The 22,354-nt window shown below is 43.9% G+C and carries 20 protein-coding genes and 2 tRNA genes; 8 read left to right on the top strand and 14 right to left on the bottom strand.

Annotated features, from left to right (window positions below; all coding sequences use genetic code 11):
- The first annotated feature begins 137 nt into the window (after positions 1–137).
- Positions 138–2,351 (top strand): translocation and assembly module lipoprotein TamL, encoded by a 2,214-nt coding sequence (gene tamL, locus HPS55_RS00770; protein WP_172173608.1) that lies wholly within the window; start codon positions 138–140, stop codon positions 2,349–2,351.
- On the opposite strand, the gene HPS55_RS00775 is transcribed toward tamL, so the two are convergent.
- Complete coding sequence (locus HPS55_RS00775; RefSeq protein WP_172173611.1) at positions 2,317–2,757, bottom strand: hypothetical protein; 441 nt, start codon at positions 2,755–2,757, stop codon at positions 2,317–2,319. The two genes, tamL and HPS55_RS00775, sit on opposite strands and share 35 nt — an antisense overlap.
- A gap of 108 nt (positions 2,758–2,865) precedes the next feature.
- Between HPS55_RS00775 and HPS55_RS00780 the strand changes: the two genes are divergently transcribed.
- The 7 genes from HPS55_RS00780 to HPS55_RS00810 all read left to right on the top strand — a co-directional run bounded on the left by HPS55_RS00780 (position 2,866) and on the right by HPS55_RS00810 (position 9,735).
- Positions 2,866–3,690 carry an MBL fold metallo-hydrolase gene (locus tag HPS55_RS00780; protein ID WP_172173614.1) on the top strand — a complete coding sequence of 275 codons (825 nt, stop codon included), beginning with the start codon at positions 2,866–2,868 and terminating at the stop codon, positions 3,688–3,690.
- A gap of 9 nt (positions 3,691–3,699) precedes the next feature.
- Positions 3,700–5,019: a DEAD/DEAH box helicase gene (locus tag HPS55_RS00785; RefSeq protein WP_172173617.1), complete on the top strand. Its 1,320-nt coding sequence runs from the start codon at positions 3,700–3,702 to the stop codon at positions 5,017–5,019.
- Between the two features lie 482 nt (positions 5,020–5,501).
- Positions 5,502–6,569 carry a 3-phosphoserine/phosphohydroxythreonine transaminase gene (serC, locus tag HPS55_RS00790; RefSeq protein ID WP_172173620.1) on the top strand — a complete coding sequence of 356 codons (1,068 nt, stop codon included), beginning with the start codon at positions 5,502–5,504 and terminating at the stop codon, positions 6,567–6,569.
- A 114-nt stretch (positions 6,570–6,683) separates the two neighbouring features.
- Positions 6,684–7,601, top strand: a complete 918-nt coding sequence (locus HPS55_RS00795) for an NAD(P)-dependent oxidoreductase (RefSeq protein WP_172173623.1) — start codon at positions 6,684–6,686, stop codon at positions 7,599–7,601.
- 36 nt (positions 7,602–7,637) lie between these two features.
- Complete coding sequence (locus HPS55_RS00800) at positions 7,638–8,885, top strand: DUF1015 domain-containing protein (protein WP_172173626.1); 1,248 nt, start codon at positions 7,638–7,640, stop codon at positions 8,883–8,885.
- A gap of 37 nt (positions 8,886–8,922) precedes the next feature.
- Complete coding sequence (locus tag HPS55_RS00805; protein WP_172173629.1) at positions 8,923–9,519, top strand: IMPACT family protein; 597 nt, start codon at positions 8,923–8,925, stop codon at positions 9,517–9,519.
- 128 nt (positions 9,520–9,647) lie between these two features.
- A tRNA-Ser gene (locus tag HPS55_RS00810) sits at positions 9,648–9,735 on the top strand.
- A 200-nt stretch (positions 9,736–9,935) separates the two neighbouring features.
- On the opposite strand, the gene HPS55_RS00815 is transcribed toward HPS55_RS00810, so the two are convergent.
- From HPS55_RS00815 to HPS55_RS00875, 13 genes are all read right to left on the bottom strand, one after another.
- Positions 9,936–10,009, bottom strand: a tRNA-Asp gene (locus HPS55_RS00815).
- A 90-nt stretch (positions 10,010–10,099) separates the two neighbouring features.
- Positions 10,100–10,624: a GNAT family N-acetyltransferase gene (locus HPS55_RS00820; RefSeq protein WP_172173632.1), complete on the bottom strand. Its 525-nt coding sequence runs from the start codon at positions 10,622–10,624 to the stop codon at positions 10,100–10,102.
- A complete protein-coding gene (locus HPS55_RS00825) occupies positions 10,621–11,811 on the bottom strand; it encodes a glycosyltransferase family 2 protein (RefSeq protein ID WP_172173635.1) in 1,191 nt (396 codons plus the stop codon). The genes HPS55_RS00820 and HPS55_RS00825 overlap by 4 nt, the downstream gene beginning before the upstream one ends.
- Entirely contained in the window at positions 11,808–12,245 is a 438-nt protein-coding gene (locus tag HPS55_RS00830) for a hypothetical protein (protein ID WP_253945757.1), read from the bottom strand. The genes HPS55_RS00825 and HPS55_RS00830 overlap by 4 nt, the downstream gene beginning before the upstream one ends.
- Positions 12,242–12,859 carry a recombination mediator RecR gene (gene recR / locus HPS55_RS00835; protein WP_172173638.1) on the bottom strand — a complete coding sequence of 206 codons (618 nt, stop codon included), beginning with the start codon at positions 12,857–12,859 and terminating at the stop codon, positions 12,242–12,244. The genes HPS55_RS00830 and recR overlap by 4 nt, the downstream gene beginning before the upstream one ends.
- Positions 12,860–12,913: 54 nt before the next feature.
- Positions 12,914–14,701 (bottom strand): ABC-F family ATP-binding cassette domain-containing protein, encoded by a 1,788-nt coding sequence (locus HPS55_RS00840; protein ID WP_172173641.1) that lies wholly within the window; start codon positions 14,699–14,701, stop codon positions 12,914–12,916.
- 20 nt (positions 14,702–14,721) lie between these two features.
- Positions 14,722–15,324 (bottom strand): ribosome biogenesis GTP-binding protein YihA/YsxC, encoded by a 603-nt coding sequence (gene yihA / locus HPS55_RS00845; protein ID WP_172173644.1) that lies wholly within the window; start codon positions 15,322–15,324, stop codon positions 14,722–14,724.
- 894 nt (positions 15,325–16,218) lie between these two features.
- On the bottom strand, positions 16,219–17,484 hold the full coding sequence (gene nqrF / locus HPS55_RS00850; RefSeq protein ID WP_216653092.1) for an NADH:ubiquinone reductase (Na(+)-transporting) subunit F: 1,266 nt from the start codon (positions 17,482–17,484) through the stop codon (positions 16,219–16,221).
- 20 nt (positions 17,485–17,504) lie between these two features.
- Positions 17,505–18,131 carry an NADH:ubiquinone reductase (Na(+)-transporting) subunit E gene (gene nqrE / locus HPS55_RS00855; RefSeq protein WP_172173647.1) on the bottom strand — a complete coding sequence of 209 codons (627 nt, stop codon included), beginning with the start codon at positions 18,129–18,131 and terminating at the stop codon, positions 17,505–17,507.
- 2 nt (positions 18,132–18,133) lie between these two features.
- Positions 18,134–18,760 (bottom strand): NADH:ubiquinone reductase (Na(+)-transporting) subunit D, encoded by a 627-nt coding sequence (locus HPS55_RS00860; protein ID WP_172173650.1) that lies wholly within the window; start codon positions 18,758–18,760, stop codon positions 18,134–18,136.
- A 15-nt stretch (positions 18,761–18,775) separates the two neighbouring features.
- Positions 18,776–19,510, bottom strand: a complete 735-nt coding sequence (gene nqrC, locus HPS55_RS00865) for an NADH:ubiquinone reductase (Na(+)-transporting) subunit C (RefSeq protein WP_172173653.1) — start codon at positions 19,508–19,510, stop codon at positions 18,776–18,778.
- Positions 19,511–19,519: 9 nt separating this feature from the next.
- Positions 19,520–20,680, bottom strand: coding sequence for an NADH:ubiquinone reductase (Na(+)-transporting) subunit B (locus HPS55_RS00870; RefSeq protein ID WP_172173656.1), 1,161 nt, complete (start codon positions 20,678–20,680; stop codon positions 19,520–19,522).
- A gap of 12 nt (positions 20,681–20,692) precedes the next feature.
- Positions 20,693–22,042 (bottom strand): Na(+)-translocating NADH-quinone reductase subunit A, encoded by a 1,350-nt coding sequence (locus HPS55_RS00875; RefSeq protein ID WP_172173659.1) that lies wholly within the window; start codon positions 22,040–22,042, stop codon positions 20,693–20,695.
- Positions 22,043–22,354: the final 312 nt, after the last annotated feature.

Raw genomic sequence — 22,354 nt, forward strand, 5'->3', positions numbered from 1 at the left:
ACATATAAATCGTGAGATATCTACACCGACAGTATATAAAAAGTCTTTTTATAGAGGAAAGTTACGAAAAAAGTCTTAATTTTGCAAATAGAATATACAAACATCCATCTAGAAATGACATTCAGCAAATATTGTCAATGCGAATCTCCATATATATATATGTAATATCAAGTGCCGCACTGCTGACATCGTGCTCGAGCACCAAATATGTACCTGAAGGCAAATACCTGATTGACAAAGTGAATGTCAGGACTGACGCAAGATACAATGATATAAATCGTAGCAGGATGAAGTCGTATGTGCGCCAACAGGGCAATTCACGTTGGTTTTCGACGTTAAAGATACCATTGGCAACATATTCGCTATCGGGACGAGACTCTACAAAATGGCTCAATAGAATTCTGAAGGATATGGGCGAGTCTCCTGTGCTGTACGATTCCCTACACACAGTCCAGTCAGCCCGTGATCTGGTTGCCGAACTGCGCAACGAGGGATATCTCGGAGCGTATGTAGACATATCAACAAGAATAAAGAAGAAGAAAATAGACGTGACATACACACTGCACCCTGGAGAGGCATATAGCATTGGCAACATCAGATACGACATTCAGGACTCAGCCATAGCCAGTCTGCTACGCATGGACGATGTACGCAACCAAAAACTGAAGACGGGACAAAAATTCAACGTGGAAAGCCTTGATAGAGAACGAAAAAGAATAACAGACCTGATAGTAAACAATGGGTACTACAAGTTCAACAAAGATTTCATCACATACAATGCCGATACCGTGGCAGGCAACAAAGGTATCGACCTGACTCTCACATTACACCGCTACCGCACAAATCAGATTGCCGATACGTCGCACGTCAGGTATACGATAAGAAATGTCGACTTCGTCAGCGGCAGCCAGGACGACCCGACGATACATCTACGACGCGGGGTGCTGAAAAGCAATACTTTCATAACGCCCCAAAGCACATATTCCAGCCACAACTTGCAGAAAACATACACCCACTTCGGACGCCTGCAAGCCATAAAATATACCAATATAGGATTTCGCGAAGTACCGGACAGCACTGTGTTGGACTGCAACATACAGATAAGCACAAACAAACCGAGCACTGTCAGCTTTCAACCCGAAGGCACCAACACCGCTGGTGACTTCGGTGCGGCTGTGGCTCTGACATATCAAAACAGGAACCTGTTCCGCGGTTCGGAATTGCTGAGCGTCGAGTTACGTGGCGCATACGAGGCCATCAGGGGATTGGAGGGATACAGCAATGAAAATTTTGAAGAATACAGCGCTGAGGCTCGTCTGATGTTTCCACGCTTTATAGCTCCTTTACTACCATATGGATTCAAACGCCGCGTCACTGCCACATCCGAAGTTTCGCTGCTATACGATTTGCAGAATCGTCCGGAATATCATCGCCGGGTGCTGTCGCTGGCATGGAGATACCGATGGAACGATGCCAACCACCACGACAAATACCAAATAGACCTAATAGATCTGAACTATGTTTTCATGCCATGGATATCAGACAAATTCCGTAAGGACTATTTGGATAATGCCGACAATAGGAATGCAATATTGAGATACAACTATGAGGACTTGCTGATAATGAAATTCGGTGTAGGATTTTCATACAACAACGGCACTGATGCGATAAAGGTAAACATGGAAACCGCCGGCAATCTTCTCAATCTGCTGTCGCGCCCGATGCATCTTCAGAAAAACGAAATGGGCCTTTACAAATTGTTCAACATAGCGTATGCACAGTATGTCAAAGGCGACTTCGAGTATACAAAGAATATCAGACTTGACTACAATAACTCCCTCGTGGCACACGTCGGTCTTGGCATTGCCTACCCTTACGGCAACAGCACGATACTGCCTTTCGAAAAAAGATATTTTTCCGGAGGAGCCAACAGCGTGAGAGGATGGAGTGTAAGGGAACTCGGACCGGGAAAATTCATCGGACGCGACGGAAAGATAGACTTCATAAACCAGACCGGTGACATGAAACTCGACCTGAACCTGGAATACAGGGCCCACTTGTTCTGGAAACTCAACGGTGCTCTCTTTGTAGATGCCGGTAATATATGGACACTACGCAACTACGAAGACCAGCAGGGCGGACAATTCAACATAAACGACTTTTGGAAACAAATAGCCCTGAGCTACGGTTGGGGAGTGCGCTTGAACTTCGACTATTTCATCCTTAGGTTTGACTTCGGCATGAAAGCCATCAACCCTGCTTATGACAACAACAGGCAACACTATCCGATAACAAACCCCAGATTAAGCCGTGACCTCACTTTCCACTTCGCAGTGGGCATGCCATTTTGACCAGCCAACGGTCGCTGCGGAATACCGCAGGGATGCTATATTCAGCCTCCTCGACCATATGCCCCGGACGCCCTATCGTATCGGTCAGCATAATATTGGCTACATGCACTGTGGCCACGGCTGTCGTATCATCTTGTCCAAAAAATATTGCTATCACCTCTGCCTCGGCTCCATCAGTCTGAGCCCGCAGTATGTCCAAATCAGCTTCCGTCACATTGGATGCGATCATACTTATCCATTTCCTGCTTTCGTATGTGCAATAATCCATTGCTCCGGAAAAATCATAATTGAAATATAGAGTGGCAAAATGGCCAATGTTTTCCTTTGCCTGTTTACGCTTGTCTGATGTATTGCCACAGGAAGCAAACAGAAACAAAACAACAATACAGAGAAGTCGACGTATCATATTTTTGCTGAAAATTAATTATTGCATCGATAAAACTACGCAAAGATACCACTTTTCATTTGGTTATCACACGGTTTTTTCTTACTTTTGCACAAAATAATAATAAAAATGCTGAACTTTATATCCTTTGGAAGCGGTAGCAGTGGTAATTGTTACTATTTGTTTACCCCCACAGATGGATTGCTCATAGATACAGGAGTCGGACTTAGGACTCTAAAAAAGAATTTCAAGGACTACGGACTAAGTTTATCGTTTGTCAAAAATATCCTTATTACCCACGACCACGCCGACCATGTGAAGTCCGTGGGATGTATCAGTAATGAATACAAATTACCGGTATATACAACACGGGAAGTGCACTCTGGCATAGTCCGCAACTACTGCGTACAGCGCAAAATAGCCACGGAATACGTGAGATACATCGAAAAAGACATGCCAATAATAATTGGTGACTTTAGTGTAACACCGTTTTCGGTGCCTCACGACAGTACTGACAATGTCGGATATTTTATTGAGAATAAAGGAGTTACTTTCTGCATAATCACAGACGCAGGATGTGTGACGGAAGAAATGGCAAGCTATATCAGCAGGACCAACTATTTGGTGATAGAAGCCAACCACGATGAAGTGATGCTAAAAAACGGTCCCTATCCGCAATACCTTAAGAACCGCATATTGAGCAACAATGGACATCTGAGCAACGCCGCATGTGCCCTGGCTGTTGCAGAGAATATGACAGAGAAATTGCGTGCCATATGGCTGTGTCATCTTAGTGAGGACAACAATCATCCTGAACTTGCACGAAAGACGGTGGAGGAAATACTCGACAACTATGGCATCACCGTGGGGATCGACCTCGAACTTGAAGTGCTGAAACGAAAGACTCCAAGCGGAGTGTTCGAACTCACCCCATACTCGGACATTACACAATAAATCAAGAATATGAATCGAGATAGAATATTGGAAAAACTGCATATCACAGAACTAACCCTCATGCAGCAAAATGCGTATGACAGCATCTTGCATGGAAAAGATGATGTAATCGTATTGTCCCCGACTGGCAGCGGCAAGACTTTGGCATACATGCTGCCACTGGCAGAAATGACAGACGCTGACAGCGACATGATTCAGACGGTGGTAATAGTCCCAAGCCGAGAGTTGGCACAACAGTCAGACAATGTGCTCCGTAGCATGGGCACAGGCATACGTTCCATGTGTTGCTATGGCGGACGCACCGCAATGGACGAACACCGGATGATAAGGCAAATTGCCCCCAATATCATTTTCGGAACACCAGGGCGACTTAACGATCATATAGACAAAGGCAACATTTCACCATACGGAATAAAGTATCTCGTTATAGATGAATTTGACAAATGTCTGCAAATGGGATTCACGGACGAGATGTCCAAATTGCTCGGAAAGTTACGAGAGGTGAAACGGAGGATATTGCTGTCAGCTACCAACACAGAACTTATACCTGATTTTGTACATATGTCGGGAGCTATAAGTCTTGATTATCTCGACAACGGAGAACAAGTTCCACAACGCGTAACACAACATGAGGTTAGGAGCGAAACAAAGGACAAGCTCGACACACTCACTCATCTGCTCTGTTCTTTCGGAACACAGAGCAGCATTGTATTTCTAAACTATCGTGAAAGTGTGGAACGCACATCCGAACATCTCATACGCAAGGGATTTTCAGTAAGTTACTATCACGGAGGAATGGAACAAAAACAGAGAGAAGACGCACTTTACAAATTCAGCAACGGCTCAGCCAACATCCTTGTATCGACAGATTTGGCATCACGCGGACTTGACATACCTGATGTTGACAATATCATACACTATCATTTGCCTCAAACAGCCGATGACTACATACACCGTGTGGGCCGAACTGCCAGATGGGAAGCCTCAGGACATACGTTCTTCCTGCTGGGACCGGAAGAACATACTCCCGAATTCATAGAAGGAGAAGTTGAAGAATATGCTGTCACGAAGGAATTTAAAATTCCAGCGCCGTCAAAAATGTCAACTATATATATAGGTAAAGGCAAGAAAGACAAATTGAGCAAAGGAGATATTGTCGGGTTCCTATGTAAAAAAGGTGGTTTGAAATCGGACGAAATAGGACGAATCGATGTGAAAGACCGATATACCTATGCTGCAATATCGCGTTCCCGCCTCGACAACGTGCTGCGACATACAGCCGGAGAAAAGATTAAGGGAATAAAGACAGTGGTGGAACCTGTCAGATAACAATAATGATAAAGAATCCATATAGCAATCTCTTGAAAGGTATATATCTAAAGGTACATTCGCCTAAATATATTTTTCAAGAGATTGCCATATAAATAATATATTGCACAATACCGTTATGGATAATAATGGAAATTACTCCAAAAAGGTAAAAACAAAATACGTATAGAGGTCCATAACCCATTGGCTAACCGCCTTGTCGGTGATAACTTACAGCCAGAATCAAAACGACACATTTGGATGTATACGCAATTGTATAATAAGAATTGCAGAATTATATCTTCCGGCATTATCGGAAATGCAGAATTAGTAGAAAGATAAAAAAGAATATTTTTCATATCATCAATATTTAGCATTAACGCTTGCAAATAGACAAAAATATATTCGTTTTACTATATTTCTGCTAAAATATTTTGCCAAATGGAATAAAAAATGTAATTTCGCAATCTGTTATTAATAAACATTTTTTAATTAACAATCAAATGAAGAAGTACAACTTTAATGCAGGTCCGTCAATGCTTCCGCGGGAAGTAATTGAAAATACAGCTAAGCAGTGTTTAGACTTCAATGGGTCAGGCCTGTCTCTTATGGAGATAAGCCACCGTGCCAAAGACTTTCAACCGGTACTTGATGAGGCTGAGTCACTCATCAAAGAATTACTACAGATTCCAGATGGTTATTCTGTGATTTTCCTCGGAGGTGGCGCTTCACTTGAATTCTGTATGGTACCTTACAACTTCCTTATAAATAAAGCCGCTTACCTCAATACAGGTACATGGGCAAAAAAAGCCATGAAGGAAGCAAAACTATTCGGAGAAGTAGTAGAAGTGGCTTCTTCGGCCGACGCTAATTATACATTTATACCAAAAGGTTGGACTTGTCCTGCTGATGCAGACTATCTGCATATTACGACAAACAATACCATCTATGGAACAGAAATACGCAAGGAACTTGACGTCAATATACCGATGATTGGAGATATGAGTTCAGATATCTTCAGTCGACCGATAGATGTCAGCAAATATGACTGTATCTATGCCGGTGCGCAAAAGAATCTGGCAATGGCTGGAGTGACACTGATTATCTTAAAAAACGACAAGTTGGGCAAGGCTCCACGCCCAATACCTACAATGCTTGACTATCGTACACATGTAGAAAAGGGTTCTATGTTCAATACTCCTCCTGTCGTACCTATCTATTCCGCATTGGAGACACTGCGTTGGATAAAGGCAAACGGAGGTGTAGAGGCTATGGACAAGTTGGCCAAACAGCGCGCAGAAATACTCTATGGGGAAATTGACCGTAACAAACTGTTCCGGGGCACTGTCAAGGAAGAGGACCGTTCTGTCATGAATATCTGCTTTGTTATGAATGACGAATATGCAGAATTGGAGAAACCTTTCTTTGAATATGCCACTGCAAAGGGTATGGTAGGTATAAAGGGACACAGAAGTGTCGGAGGATTCCGCGCAAGTTGCTATAATGCTCAGACCATAGAGGGCGTTGAAGCTCTTGTACAGTGCATGAAGGAATTTGAAACTCAGAATTAATACAAAAAGTTATATAACTAATGAGGGTGTGTCAGAAAGCCAAATTGTTCCCCCTGTCAATGGGATTGTGCTTTTCTGACACATCTTTTATTTTAAAACATATAAAAAAATATTATGAAAGTATTGATAGCAACAGAAAAACCTTTTGCCGCTACAGCAGTAGAAGGAATTAAGGCTGAGATTGAAGCGGCCGGACATGAGATAGTACTCCTTGAGAAATATACAGATAAGATACAGTTGCTCGATGCAGTAAAAAATGCCGATGCAATGATTGTACGGTCAGATAAAATAGATTCGGATGTTCTTGATGCATCTGATAAACTGAAAATTGTGGTGCGTGCAGGCGCCGGATATGACTCCATAGATACAGAATATGCCAAAAAGAAAGGCATTGTGATTGAAAATACACCTGGACAAAATGCCAATGCCGTAGCAGAATTGGTGTTCGGATTGCTCGTTTTCGCAGTACGCGGATTTTACAACGGTAAATCAGGAACAGAACTGAAAGGCAAGAAGTTGGGGATTCTTGCTTTCGGCAATGTTGGACGTAACGTGGCCCGTATAGCAGCCGGTTTCGGTATGGAGGTATATGCATACGATGCCTACTGTCCAAAGGAAGTTATAGAAAGCGCAGGAGTAAAGCCTATGGAAAATCAAGAAGAACTGTTCTGTACATGCGATATCGTATCGCTACATATACCGGCCACCCATGAAACAAAAGAAAGCATTAACTATGCAATGGTAGGCAAAATGAAGAAGGGTGGCATTCTCGTAAATACAGCACGTAAAGAGGTTATCAACGAACCAGAGCTAATTAAATTACTTGCAGAACGTACAGACCTTAAGTTTGTTACGGATATCAAACCGGATGCAGACTCCGAATTTGCAAAATTTGAAGGCCGATACTTCAGCACTCCAAAGAAGATGGGGGCACAGACATCCGAAGCAAACACCAATGCAGGTATTGCCGCAGCAAAACAGATAAATTCATTCTTCGCAACAGGCGATACAAGATTTCAGGTAAACAAGTAACAAAAGGTTACGTATACTTTAATAAAAAGAATTTTTATGGCAGTAGTAAAACCATTCAAAGGAATACGTCCACCCAAAGAACTTGTAGAAAAGGTAGAGTCACGACCATACGATGTTCTCAATTCTGACGAAGCACGTGAAGAAGCCGGAAACAATGAAATGAGTCTTTACCATATAATAAAACCAGAGATTGATTTTTCACCGGAAACGAGTGAATATGATCCCCGGGTATATGAGAAAGCAGCCGAGAACTTTCAAAAATTCCAAGATAACGGATGGTTGGTGCAAGACGACAAAGAGCAATATTATATATATGCCCAAACTATGAACGGCAAGACTCAGTACGGTCTCGTAGTAGGGGCATATGTTGAAGACTATCTTAGTGGTGTAATAAAAAAACACGAGTTGACACGACGTGACAAAGAAGAAGACCGCATGAAACATGTCCGTGTAAACAATGCCAATATCGAACCGGTGTTCTTTGCATATCCGGATAATGAAATTCTTAACAATCTCATTATAAGATATACCGCCACCACTCCTGAATATGATTTCATTGCTCCTATTGACGGTTTTCGCCATCAGCTGTGGATTATCAGCAACGATGATGACATACAGACCGTTACAGAAGAGTTTTCCAAAATACCTTATCTCTATATTGCAGACGGCCACCACCGTTCGGCCGCAGCCGCACTCGTTGGTGCCGAAAAGGCAAAACAGAATCCCAACCATACAGGTACGGAAGAGTACAACTACTTTATGGCCGTATGTTTTCAGGCATCTCAACTCACCATTCTTGACTATAACCGGGTGGTAAAAGATCTCAATGGCATGTCGTCAGAGCAGTTCATCGAAGCTATTGAAAAGAATTTCATTGTAGAAGATAGAGGTACGGATATATATAAACCAGAACGTTTGCATGAGTTCTCGTTATATCTTGACAGCCATTGGTATAGTCTTACAGCCAAAGAAGGGACATTCGATGACGCAGATCCTATCGGTCGACTGGATGTCGATATATCAAGTCGTCTGATACTTGATGACATTCTTGGCATAAAAGACCTCCGCAGCGACAAGCGTATTGATTTCGTGGGTGGCTTGCGAGGACTGAACGAATTGAAACGTCGGGTTGATAACGGAGAGATGCGTATGGCGCTGGCATTATATCCTGTTTCAATGCAGCAGATAATGGATATTGCCGACAGCGGGAAGATAATGCCACCAAAGGCGACATGGTTTGAACCAAAGTTGCGTTCAGGTCTTATCATACACAAATTGGTATAAGGCATCCCATGCAAACCAAGTCAATAATACAATTATTTTGAACGTGACAGACGAGTTTAAGACAATAACAAATAAAATAGGCGAGGGATATTACTCCGAGAAAAGGAGTAAGTTTCTCGCCTTTTCTCATCATGTAACTTCAATTGAAGAGATTACCGAACTTTTAGCCCACTACCGAAAGAAATATTATGATGCACGGCATGTATGCTATGCATATATGCTCGGTTATGAAAGAACAAACTTCAGAGCCAACGACGATGGTGAACCAAGTAGTACAGCAGGAAAACCAATATTAGGACAAATAAACAGCAATGAGCTGACCGATATTCTGATTGTTGTAGTCAGATACTATGGAGGAGTTAATCTTGGTACCGGCGGGTTAATCGTTGCTTATAAGTCTGCTGCAGCCGACGCTATAAACAATTCAGAAGTAGTGATTGAGCAAGTTGAAGAGGAAGTGATATACAACTTTAATTATATAATGATGAATGATGTTATGAAAATAATAAAAGAAATGTCTCCACGGATAATCTCACAAACCTATGACAATACTTGTGAGATAAAACTAAGCATACGCAAATCAGAAGCTGATATGCTACGAAGCAAACTCAAAAAGCTATCCTTCGGAATCTAAATGACAACACATTATACAATCAATTTAAGGTACATATAATAATTCAACAACTAAAAAAGAATACATAGAATTTTAATGTAATAATTTTGTAGTTTGGAAAAGATTGATTACCTTTGCACTGCAAATGAGGAAAGTTGGCAGAGTGACCGAATGCGCTGGACTCGAAATCCGGTATACCCTTTTTGGGTATCGGGGGTTTGAATCCCTCACTTTCCGCTTAATTGAATAGAATTCTAATTTACGAATTAGAATTCTATTTTTTATTATATACATATTCAATATATTTGTTTAGTGAGTCATTTTCGGGGTCAGTCCTAAAAACCTGTGGATATTTTTGGTCAGTCATAAACCGAGCTTTTGTTAACCGACTTGCTGTGAACAAACAAAAAAGGATGCCTAAGCATCCTTTTATCTTGCGGTGCGTACGGGACTCGAACCCGTGACCCCATGCGTGACAGGCATGTATTCTAACCAACTGAACTAACGCACCCTTTATTTCCTAATTGCGGATGCAAAGGTAAGCATAATTTTATATTTCACAAAATATTCAGCAAGAAAATTTAAATATTTAACTATAAAATCATAAAAATAGCTGCATCAACAAAGAATTGTAATACTTTTGTCCATCAAAAAGCCAGTCTTTAAACTCTGCCGTCGTCTCATACCCCATCTTACGAAACAACCCGACCGAAGCTTTATTGTCGGTATCAACCACTGCATAAAGTTGATGCAAATGCAATACAGAACAAGAATATTCAGCAATTCTCTTCAATGCCGCAGCGGCATATCCCATACGTCTATGAGTAGTGTCAATCACGATACCAACTTCCGCCCTTTGATGTCGAGGGTCGAAATTCACAATATCGACAACTCCCACCACGGCTCCATCTGAATTTTCTATGATAAGCCGCAGCTGGCGGTCTGCATAAATGTCACATGAAGAGTTTGCAATATAATCATGCAGCACATATCGTGAATATGGAACATTGGTGGTTCCTACATTCCACAATACCATATCATTCTCTATACTGTAGAGCAAATCCAAATCCTCCGGTTCCATTGCCCTCAGTTTCACTTCAGGGAATACATCATTGTATATACTCATTGTATTATTTCACTTGGTGTGATTATTATCTTAGTCTTTTCACTATATGTGCCTAATTTTATTTTATCATTTGTATTCGCAGACATGATTTCAAGCATGGTGGCATATCCGAAAATTTCTGTGTCATATACCACACAGACTGGCATATCAGTCCTTATTTTACCAAACATGTTTTGTTCCATTGCCACATCCGGCGTGTCCACAGTCCTAAATTCAGAAGTCAAGCCATACCGACGCGCCACACTTGTACATCGCTCAACCATCTTACTTCTTCCGATAAAGATATAACGCGTATCCATAGCACGCCTGTCCATCAATCCAATTGCCTTGCGAATATTTGGCAAAGTCATCTGTATCAATGCCATAAATGCCTTGGCATATATGGCTGTCTTTATCGGCAACGTTATCCAAAAGCCAAGATGGCTATAGTGTTTGCGAAAGAATATGAGCATAGCCTGATAGAATACGTGGACATAGCGAAATGAAGTCTTGTGAGTACTCTCACCCTTATAATGCATTATAGGCTGTGGCAAATACCAATTTTCAAATCCTCCCTTCAGTAGTCTGTACGACAAGTCGATATCCTCTCCATACATGAAGAAATCTTCGTCAAGACATCCTACCGCGTCTGTAGCAGAACGCCTTAAAAGAAAGAACGCCCCGCTTATCACCTCAATACGCGCTGCTTCATCCCGATCAAGATAGCTCATATAGTAACGTCCGAATATTCTGCTGGCCGGAAATCTTTCACACAACCCGCACATTTTATAAAATGATGTCATTGGTGTAGGCAGTCCGCGACGAGATTCTTTTGCAAAAGTGCCGTCAGGATTAAGCATCTTAACCCCTACTCCTCCTGCACGAGGATGCTCGTCCATAAAGTCGACAGCCTTACGGATGGTATCTTCGCCAACAAATGTATCAGGATTTAGCAAAAGTACATACTCTCCTGAAGACTGACGATAGGCAATGTTGTTTGCACGTGCGAATCCCAGATTGTGGCTGCTGTCAATAATATTGATATCATGATAGCGTTTGCTGAGATAACTTACGGAACCGTCACGCGAATGATTATCTACAATAAATATCTCACTATCTATCCCCTCAAGTGCCTTTTCAAGACTGTTGAGACATTGCTCAACATAAAACTTCACATTATAGCTGACTATGATTACAGTGAGTTTCATTCCGTATCATGCCTTTTGGTTTCATACAAGCATCGGATCCGGCTCGGATATATGAACAGCATGCTTATCAGAAAGATTATTGCAATATATCCGAATGTTGCTTTCATGAACAGATAATACAACAATGTATTGACAAACATAGGTCCGCCGAGCAGCAATATACGCAGCAATCCCCACTCGGACAATGACCGCGCTCCACCATCGGCAGACAACTTTGCCGCCACGCGCCCTATTCTGAACAGCTTCAGTGCCAACGGTATGCAAACTACCGCAAGCAGTTCCATCAACGACGTAGACAGAAATTCCAAACTATTGTCACCTGACAGTATACCCGTAGAAAGTACATTGAACTCGAACACCGCTACGACAACCAATGCCGCACCTATCAGCCCCCAAAAGGCTATCATCAATTTTCTTACAGTTCTTTCCATCATCTCGTTCCTTCAAATGGCATACGGTTCAGTATGGATCTGCCCAATGTGACTTCATCAGTATATTCCAATTCATCTCCGACGGATATTCCCCGGGCTATTACGCTCAGCTTCACATCATACGGAGCTAGTTTGCGTGAGATATAGAAGTTAGTTGCATCTCCTTCCATTGTGGAACTTAGTGCCAGAATGACCTCCCTGACTGTCCCCCCGCCTACTCTCTTTACCAGTGAATCGATCTCGATGTCGCCCGGTCCGACACCATCCATCGGTGATATAATCCCTCCCAAGACATGATACAGTCCGAAAAACTGCTGTGTGTTTTCCACTGCCATTACGTCACGTATGTTCTCAACAACACAGATTGTATCGGCATCACGTTTCGCATCCGCACATATAGGGCATATATCCGAATCACTTATGTTGTGGCACACACGACAATATTTGACTTCCTTTTTCATTCTATCCACTGCTTCAACAAACATGCTGACGTCATTCTCTGTCTGACGCAACAGATGCAGCACAAGTCTGAGTGCTGTCTTTCGCCCTATTCCTGGCAGTTTGGCAAATTCTCCTACGGCTTTTTCCAAAAGTCTTGACGGATATTGCTGTTCCATAATTACCTGTTAATGATATATATATGTTCCTTTACCACAAGTAGTTTGCAGCTCTCAATCCTCGATTTCGCTCAGTTCAAGCCACCGCATGCTCTTCTCGTCTATCTCGTCATTCAGCATAGGCAGGCGTTTGCTCTTCTCCGTCAGTTCATCCACTGTCAGTTCACCGCTGCACAGTTCTGCTTCAATGAGCTTCTTTTCTTCTTCAAGAGCGGCTATTTCGCGCTCCAACAGAGCATATTCCGTCTTCTCCTTGTAGGTCATCTTGCGGCGTGTGTCATGACGAGAGTCGCGCTTTTCGGCCGGTTTTTCTGTCTTGACAGACTTCTTTTCCATCTGTCCCGAAGCAAGCGAGTTCCATTCACGATATTGCGTATAATTGCCGGGAAAGTCTTTTATCTCGCCCTGACCTCTGAAAACGAGCAAATGGTCCACGACCTTGTCCATAAAATACCGGTCATGACTTACCACTATGACACATCCGGGGAAATCGGCCAGATACTCCTCAAGAATCTGCAATGTAACAATGTCAAGATCATTGGTCGGCTCGTCGAGAACCAGGAAATTGGGGTTCCTCATCAACACCGTGCACAGATACAGTTTGCGACGCTCGCCACCGCTCAGCTTGTATACATAATTGTGTTGCTGTTCCGGTGTGAACAGAAAATGTTGCAGAAACTGTGATGCCGTAAGATGACGGCCACCGCCAAGATCTATGTAATCGGCTATATCGGTGACTACGTCTATCACCTTCTGCTTGTCGTCAAACTTAAGTCCTTCTTGCGAAAAATATCCGAAACGCACCGTATCACCGATGACTATGCGGCCACTGTCCGGCTTCTCTTCTCCGAGTAACATCTTGATGAATGTCGACTTTCCGGTTCCGTTGTTTCCGACGATACCCATCTTTTCAAAACGCGAGAAATTATAGTAGAAGTCTTTCATTATCACACAATCCGACGACCATGCCTTGGATATGTACTGACACTCGAAAATCTTGCTTCCTATATATACGTTTCTTGACTTCAACCTCATCAGCCTCTCCTCCATGCGCTGGCGGGCCACCTTTTCCAGTTCGTAGAACGCTTCTTCACGATAACGGGCCTTATGCCCACGTGCCTGAGGCATACGGCGCATCCATTCGAGCTCTGTACGATAGAGATTGTTGGCACGGGCTATCTCTGCACGCCGCGCGTCGATACGCTCCTGGCGTTTTTCCAGATAGTAGCTGTAGTTGCCGCGATATGTGTAGAGCGTATTGTCGTCAAGTTCGATGATAACACTGCACACACGATCAAGAAAAAAACGGTCGTGAGTGACCATGAGAAGCGTCTTGTTGCCACGGTTGAGATATCCCTCGAGCCACTCTATCATGTCAAGATCCAGATGATTGGTAGGTTCGTCGAGTATCAGCAAGTCCGGTTCGGTAAGCAGTACATTGGCCAGTGCCACACGCTTCTGCTGTCCTCCGCTCAGTTGTCCCATCGGCTGATGCAAATCGCGTATCTTCAATTGCGTAAGCACTTGCTTTGCCTTGAGCACTTTCTCGTCTTCTCCACGATGATTGAAACATGCGTCCAGCACAGATTCATCCGGATCAAAGGCCGGAGACTGCTCCAGATATCCAACCTTGAGATCGCGACGGAATATGATGTCTCCCGAATCGTGCCCTTCCTTACCCGATATTACGGACAGGAGAGTGGATTTGCCCGTGCCGTTTTTTGCTATCAGTCCTACCTTTTGTCCCTCGGCAATGCTGAAACTGATATCGCGGAACAATGTCAGCGCACCAAACGATTTTGACAGATTCTGAACATCCAAATATGGTATTTCCTTTGCCACGTGTATATCTTCTTGTTAAATCAGGCTTCCAATTCCTTGTTTATACTGTCTATATAGCTCAACAATTCGTCACGCCCCTGCCTCTTTTCCGACGACGTGACAAATATCGGAGGCAGTTCCTCCCATGTCTCAGACAGTTTTTTCTTGTACATTTCCACATTGGCCTGTGTCTTCACCGGACCAAGTTTGTCGGCCTTGGTGAATACAATGGCAAACGGTATGCTGCTGTTGCCAAGCCAATTGATGAAATCCAGGTCTATTTTCTGCGCTTCCAGACGAACGTCAACCAGCACGAACACATTGACCAACTGCTCGCGTTGCAGTATATATCCGTTTATCATTTGTTCCAAACGGGCTATTTCCTTTTTTGAACGCTTGGCAAAACCATATCCCGGCAAGTCGACAAGATACCAGTTTTTGTTGATTATAAAATGATTTATCAGAAGTGTCTTACCCGGAGTAGCAGACGTCTTGGCCAGTTTCTTGTTGCAGCACAGCATATTTATAAGGCTCGACTTGCCCACGTTGGAGCGTCCGATAAAGGCATATTCGGGTTTACTGTCCTTGGGGCACATCGATACCATTGGAGAACTTATAACAAATTCTGCACTCTTTATTTCCATAATCGAAGTATTATTTAGTTCTGCAAAGTTACAATAAAAATATGAGAAACCGGACAATATCGTAACAGATTTGATTTACAGCCGTTTGAGACAACCGCTTCACATCAGGCGGAAATACTGACGATTCTGTCGTTTCGGACTAACCGGCTGTCCGTTTTCCGCTTTCATATCATTATATCAGGCTCAGAATGCATTCCTTGCATCAAAAGGCGGAATACTGATGAGTGAAACGACAATATATCGGGAACAACGGTTCTGAATAATTAAGACAAAACGCTTCGTCATCCGTCACAAAACAATCTTTTGCGCATTACAGGCCGAAAACAGCCCATTTTCCACTCGAACAGGAAGCACTGATAATCAGACAGTTACAATATCATGGCAAAACATCCCCTTTGTCATCTTCCCGTTTGGGCCATATTGCATTGCAATATGGCCCATATCGGAAGGCAATACAGGCTGTTTCACAGTGCAATATAGGCCATTTCGTTAGTGATTTGTGTCCGTTTTCATGTTCCGATCAGGCAAAATGGTACTATAATATACTTGAAACTACACTCAACACATGCAAAAATGCGTATCGGAAAGACTTGAAAGCCTTTCCCGATTTTCTATTTCGCGAAAAATAAAATGTGTTTTTTTAAGAAAAAGAAAGACATTTCCTCTGTCGTCCAAGGCATCTGAATATTTTCTGTCCTCAGCATGCACTGCCATTACGGCCGGCGATCAGCTTGTCTGAAAAGCCATAAGGACATAATCTTGCCGTGTATGCAATGTTGTCGCTACCTGCCATACCCCATTGACACGCACTGCTACAAGATTATGCCCCTATAGTCTGATGAAACCGTAAGCCTGCGGCCCACCACCGTCGAGACTTTGACACGGCCTTGGAACCTATCCTCCGAAATTGTCGTACATGATGGCTTCCGGCTCTACTCCCAGACCGTCGAGCATGTTGACAACAGCGTTGGACATCGGGCCCGGGCCACACATGTAGTACTCGATATCCTCGGGAGCCTCATGCTCTTTGAGGTAAGTGTCGTACATCACCTGATGTACAAATCCGGCCGTATACTTCACTCCTGCCGCATCGGCAGCCGGATCTGGACGGTCAAGAGCCAGATGAAAATGGAAGTTGGGAAAATCTTTTTCCAAACCGAGGAAGTCGTCAAGATAGAACACCTCGTTGAGGGCACGCGCCCCATAGAAATAGTGCATCTCACGGTCTGTGGTATTCAGCGTTTTGGTCATGTGCATAATCTGAGCACGCAAGGGAGCCATGCCGGCACCGCCACCAACCCATATCATTTCGCGCTTTGAATCGAAATGCGGATGGAAGTCTCCATAAGGTCCACTCATGATAACCTTGTCGCCAGGCTTGAGAGTGAAGATGTAACTCGAAGCTATACCCGGGTTGACATCCATGAATCCGGAGCGGTCGGCCTTGAACGGAGGAGTGGCAATACGCACCGTGAGCATAAACACATCACCTTCAGCCGGATAATTGGCCATTGAATAGGCACGGATTGTGGGGGTTGGATTGACACATTTCAAGGGGAACAGACCGAACTTCTCCCACGCCGGCAGATACTCATCACCGATGAGACTCTTGTCAATGTCCTTGTCATAGTCCATAGAGAATGCAGGAATCTTGATTTGGGCGTAAGAACCGGGCAGAAAATCCATGTGGGCTCCCTTGGGCAGCTGCACCTTGAACTCCTTGATAAACGTTGCCACGTTCTTGTTGGAAATGACAGTACACTCGTATTCCTTGACTCCCATCACGCTCTCCGGCACGGCAATCTTAAGGTCGCCCTTCACCTTGCACTGGCATCCGAGGCGCCAATGTTCCTTTATTTGCTTGCGGGTAAAGTGTGGTTTCTCCGAGTCGAGAATCTCACCGCCTCCTTCAAGCACCTGCACCTTGCACTGGCCGCACGACGACTTGCCGCCGCATGCCGAAGGCAGATATATGCCGTTTTCGTTAAGGGTGGCCATCAGACTGCTGCCCTGCCCCACCGATATTGTCTTGTCTCCGTTTATGGTTATCGTCACATTACCGCTTGGCGACAGATATTTCTTTGCCATGAGCAGTATGATGACCAGCAGCAGAATCGTCACAAGAAAAGCGCCTATGCTCGCTAATATAAATTCTATCATAATACTTTACTGTTTCTGTTCTAAATGTTCAGTCCTGAAAAACACATCATTGCCATGGCCATCAGTCCAACGGTGATGAAGGTGATGCCCAATCCCTGCAAAGGCTTCGGCACGTCGCTATACTGCATCTTCTCGCGTATGGCACCCATAGCGACAATGGCCAGGGTCCAGCCGATACCGCTTCCTATGGCATATACCACCGAGTCGACCACATTGCCTATATACTGTGAGTTGGCGGGATCGAGATTAATGCGCTGCTGCATAAACAACGAGGCACCCATGATGGCGCAGTTGACAGCTATCAGAGGCAGGAATATGCCGAGCGACGCATAAAGTGACGGAGAATACTTTTCCACTATCATTTCAACAAGCTGGACGATACCGGCAATGACAGCAATGAAAAGTATGAAACTCAGATAGGAAAGGTCCACGCCCTCCACGAGACAATCGGGGCCAAGCACCTTGGTAAGAAGCAGATAGTCGACCGGCACCGTGACAAGCAGCACAAACGTAACGGCACATCCAAGACCGAACGAAGTCTTTACATTCTTTGAAACAGCAAGGAAAGAGCACATTCCAAGGAAGAATGCAAATATCATATTGTCCACGAAAACGGACCTGAAAAACAAACTTACTATATGTTCCATAATTATTTCTCCTTATAAAAATAAGCCCTGTGAATCCAAATAACACATCCCACAAGAATCAGTGCCATTGCCGGCATTGTCATCATTCCGTTGTTCAGGTATCCTGCATCATATATTTGCTGCGGGATTAACTGGAAACCAAGAAGACTGCCACGGCCAAACAATTCGCGCACGCCACCGACAACAACCAGAATCAGGGCATAACCAAGACCGTTGCCAAGACCGTCGAGGAAACTCGGCCACGGTCTGTTCATCATGGCAAAGGCCTCAAGGCGTCCCATGAGGATACAGTTGGTGATGATAAGTCCTACGTATACCGACAGCTGTACACTGACATCGTATGCGAAAGCCTTAAGAATCTGACTCACAATAGTCACAAGGGCTGCCACTACAACAAGCTGTACTACAATACGGATGCGCGTAGGGATAGTGTTGCGGATAAGTGATATGATCACATTGGCAAAGGCCGTGATTACTGTAACGGCCAGTCCCATGACTATAGCCGGCTTGAGCTGTGCCGTTACGGCCAGTGCCGAACATATGCCAAGCACCTGTATAAGAACAGGATTGTCGAGATTCAGCGGATTTTCCAACACCTCTCGGTTCTCTTTTGAAAACAACTTACTCATTTTTTCAATCCTCCTTTACTTTTCGTAAAAAAACACTTTATACTTACTCATGCACTCCTGAAGCATCATACTCACACCGTCGGAAGTAAGTGTGGCACCGGTAACACCGTCCACTTCTGAAGCCGGATTCTTTATGTCAGAAGGTTTCTTCACTGCTATGGCTATGTAATCGGAGTTATCCTTATCGCCGAAAATCGTCTTGCCCTTGAACTTGTCCTGCCACGACTTGTTGTCCTTAATCTCAGCACCGAGGCCGGCCGTCTCACTGTCATGATTGAAGTAGGCGCCATAAATGGTATTCTTGTCGTCATTGACGGCTATATATCCCCATATCGGACCCCACAGGCCCATTCCGTATACAGGTATTACGTATTTTGTCTGACCGTCTACCTTACATATATATAATGCCAGTTTACCCGCCTTATAGTCTGCACTGTTAAGCCGGAATCCGGCATTTTCACCTCCGTTGCTTCCCTCACTTATTATACTGCCGTCAGCAGCTATAATACGGTCGGCTACCACCACTTCCGAATAGCGGGCTGCGGCTGCCACATTATCAAGATCGCGAATGTTGAGAGCGGCAAGAATCTGTTTCTTCTTGTCAAGCGCCACATTGGCATCTTGCATGGGCTTCAATGCCTGAAAGATGAAGGCAAGCAAAAATGCCACTATAACCACCATCACGGCACTGTATATAATGATGTATGAATTGGAATTGGTGTCCAAACTCTTTTTCCTTGTTTCTGTCATAGTCTCTCTTTATTTATGAGTTAAACGCTTTGCTCTTCTCGATATATTGGCCTGTACGACACAATAGTCGATTAGCGGGGCAAACATGTTGGCAAACAAAATGGCAAGCATCATTCCTTCCGGATATCCGGGATTCATGACACGGATAATCACGGCCAAAGCTCCGATAATGAAACCGAATATCCACTTTCCTTTTTCCGTACGCGCGCTTGTGACAGGGTCGGTAGCCATAAAGACAGCTCCAAAGGCGAAACCTCCGAGTATCAGATGCTCATACCATGGGATGGACGACATGCCGGAAACAGCAAACAAGGCAGCTGCCAAACCACCGCCCACAAACACACTGAGCATGGTCTTGTAGCTGGCAATGCCTGTCCAAAGCAATATCAATGCCCCTATGGCAATGGCAATAATGCTCGTCTCGCCTATACTCCCGGGAATAAATCCGAGCACCATGTCACAGATGGAATAAGAGACCTCCGCATTCTGCGCTATTCCGGCAAGCGGGGTAGCACATGTAAACGTATCGGGAAGAGTATTTCCAAATCCCAGAATACTGTCTTTGGCCACCCATACCGAATCACCGCTCATTCGGGTAGGATAAGAGAAAAAAAGAAAAGCACGGGCTACAAGCGCCACATTGAAGATATTCATCCCCGTACCACCGAATATTTCCTTGGCGAAGATAACGGCAAAAGCCACAGCCAAAGCAAGTATCCACAGAGGACAACTTACCGGAACTATCAAAGGGATGAGTATTCCGGAAACAAGATAACCTTCCTGTATCTCTTCGTTTTTCCATTGGGCCCAGGCAAACTCTATTCCAAGGCCTACAACATAGCTTACGACTATCTTCGGCAATACGGCAAGAAAGCCGAAAAAGAATATTTCAAAAAAACTTGCAGTAGCGATTGTACCGGCCGCGCTATAGTTCTGGTATCCAACATTGTACATACCGAAGAGCAATGCCGGAACAAGTGCTATCACAACCATGCTCATGATGCGTTTCGAATCTATTGCATCATGAATGTTCACACCACACTTCGACGTGGTATTTGGAACATACAGGAATGTGTCCATCCCGTCATATATGCTGCGGAACGCGCTCAGTTTGCCCCCCTCTTCAAAGTTTGGCCTTATCTTATTCAAATAGTTTCTCAATAAACTCATAATCTCTGTGTTTTAAGCATTTTCTTTACGTAATAAGTCAAGTCCGCTGCGAACAATACGCTGCAGCTCCAGCTTGGAGCTGTCCACAAACTCTGCAAGAGCAAAATCTTCCGGTGAAACCTCATAGATGCCAAGTTGCTCCATCTTGTCGATATCTCCGGATATGATTGCCTTTATGAGATATTCCGGATATATGTCCATCGGAAATACACGGTCGTATTCACCACTCATAATCATATGGCGCTCACCTCCCTTAACACGTGCGTCAAGAGCGTACTTACGTTTTCCGAACAACCATGAGAAATAACTTCTATTGACAGAGAACTGCCCGAAACGCGGCATTATCCATCCTGCAAATTCATCAGCATTGTCTCCCTCTGGAATTACGGTTATTTCAGACGTATGTGCTCCGAGATAGCCGTTCTTTGTTGTCGGACGGCCGGTAAGTACATTGCCGTTTATTATCCTTACCTTATGATCGTTCTTTATACTGTTGCTCAACAATGTTGCAAGTTCCTGCCCTACAAGCATATCGACATATGCAGGCTTCGCAACCTCGCTTCCAGCAAAGGCTACCGTACGACGCAAGTCTACACAACCGGTGTTGAACAAACGGCCGAAAAAAATCACTGCCGTCGGCTCCACGGTCCATACAGTCTCCCCCTTGTTGACAGGACAAAGATGATTGACATGGACTCCGACATTACCGGCAGGACATGGACCGTCAAACACTGTCACTTCTACATCAGTAGCCCCGATCAAGGCACCGGAAGACTGACGGCGCCCGATACCGAGATAAGTTTTCGCAATCTTGGACAATGCAGTGAGACCGGCTTGAAAATCGTTTTCCTGTCCTTCAAGCTCAAACTCAAAATCACAGGCCAAAGGCATATCCCTCAATGCCGATACAAAAATTGCCTTAGGCCGTGTGCGTGGATTGGCAGACACTGCATAAGGCAACTGGTTGATATAACCGAACAGACCGGCTTCAAGCAGAGCTGCGATTACGGCTTCGGCATCAAGACTCCTTACGTCTTTTCTTTCGAAATCCACATAATTCTGTACTGCATCAGCATTAATACCGATACCAATCACTTTTCTTCTCTCACCACGCAACACCTCCGTCACAATTCCGCTTACAGGGGAGGAAAATTTAACTTCAGGATACTCCTTGTTGATAAATAACACATCGCCGGCCTTTACCTTCTCACCCGGTTTTACAACGACCTTGGGAGTAACTCCAACAAAATCGTCAAGCTGCAACATGTACTTACCATTGGGCTTCAAACAGATTCTTTTCTTCTCTGCCTCGCCTGCAAGATTAATATCCAAACCTTTTTTCAGTTTAACTACATTTGCCATATATAATCTTAAAATAGATGGTTCTGCATGCAAAATTAACTAAAAATGAATACTTAAAGTAAATAAATAAGCATTAAAATAAGACTATGCCAAGTTTTTAATGTAATTTTGTACCTGTTTATTTTCTAAAGTAACAAATTGTAATCTCAATCTAACAGAATTGAAAATATTAAAACATATAATCAGGGGGACTATATGGACCATTCTCGGGCTATATATTCTGACTGTTTCACTAATCCAAATACCCTCAGTAAAGGACTGCCTGGGAAGACAAACGTCCTCTATTCTATCTGAAAAATTAGGAACAAAAGT

Source organism: Xylanibacter rodentium (assembly GCF_013166575.1).
In the GTDB taxonomy this organism is placed as follows: domain Bacteria; phylum Bacteroidota; class Bacteroidia; order Bacteroidales; family Bacteroidaceae; genus Prevotella; species Prevotella rodentium.

Excerpts from the sequence above, each read along its gene's own strand:
- HPS55_RS00870 (WP_172173656.1), bottom strand. The coding sequence starts at position 20,680 with ATGAGTTTATTGAGAAACTATTTGAATAAGATAAGGCCAAACTTTGAA.
- HPS55_RS00775 (WP_172173611.1), bottom strand. The coding sequence starts at position 2,757 with ATGATACGTCGACTTCTCTGTATTGTTGTTTTGTTTCTGTTTGCTTCC.
- HPS55_RS00795 (WP_172173623.1), top strand. The coding sequence starts at position 6,684 with ATGAAAGTATTGATAGCAACAGAAAAACCTTTTGCCGCTACAGCAGTA.
- nqrF (WP_216653092.1), bottom strand. The coding sequence starts at position 17,484 with ATGATAGAATTTATATTAGCGAGCATAGGCGCTTTTCTTGTGACGATT.
- yihA (WP_172173644.1), bottom strand. The coding sequence starts at position 15,324 with ATGGAAATAAAGAGTGCAGAATTTGTTATAAGTTCTCCAATGGTATCG.
- HPS55_RS00780 (WP_172173614.1), top strand. The coding sequence starts at position 2,866 with ATGCTGAACTTTATATCCTTTGGAAGCGGTAGCAGTGGTAATTGTTAC.
- nqrE (WP_172173647.1), bottom strand. The coding sequence starts at position 18,131 with ATGGAACATATAGTAAGTTTGTTTTTCAGGTCCGTTTTCGTGGACAAT.
- serC (WP_172173620.1), top strand. The coding sequence starts at position 5,502 with ATGAAGAAGTACAACTTTAATGCAGGTCCGTCAATGCTTCCGCGGGAA.
- HPS55_RS00830 (WP_253945757.1), bottom strand. The coding sequence starts at position 12,245 with ATGATGGAAAGAACTGTAAGAAAATTGATGATAGCCTTTTGGGGGCTG.
- HPS55_RS00800 (WP_172173626.1), top strand. The coding sequence starts at position 7,638 with ATGGCAGTAGTAAAACCATTCAAAGGAATACGTCCACCCAAAGAACTT.
- HPS55_RS00825 (WP_172173635.1), bottom strand. The coding sequence starts at position 11,811 with ATGAAACTCACTGTAATCATAGTCAGCTATAATGTGAAGTTTTATGTT.
- HPS55_RS00820 (WP_172173632.1), bottom strand. The coding sequence starts at position 10,624 with ATGAGTATATACAATGATGTATTCCCTGAAGTGAAACTGAGGGCAATG.
- HPS55_RS00785 (WP_172173617.1), top strand. The coding sequence starts at position 3,700 with ATGAATCGAGATAGAATATTGGAAAAACTGCATATCACAGAACTAACC.
- HPS55_RS00875 (WP_172173659.1), bottom strand. The coding sequence starts at position 22,042 with ATGGCAAATGTAGTTAAACTGAAAAAAGGTTTGGATATTAATCTTGCA.
- HPS55_RS00860 (WP_172173650.1), bottom strand. The coding sequence starts at position 18,760 with ATGAGTAAGTTGTTTTCAAAAGAGAACCGAGAGGTGTTGGAAAATCCG.
- nqrC (WP_172173653.1), bottom strand. The coding sequence starts at position 19,510 with ATGACAGAAACAAGGAAAAAGAGTTTGGACACCAATTCCAATTCATAC.
- recR (WP_172173638.1), bottom strand. The coding sequence starts at position 12,859 with ATGGAACAGCAATATCCGTCAAGACTTTTGGAAAAAGCCGTAGGAGAA.
- tamL (WP_172173608.1), top strand. The coding sequence starts at position 138 with ATGCGAATCTCCATATATATATATGTAATATCAAGTGCCGCACTGCTG.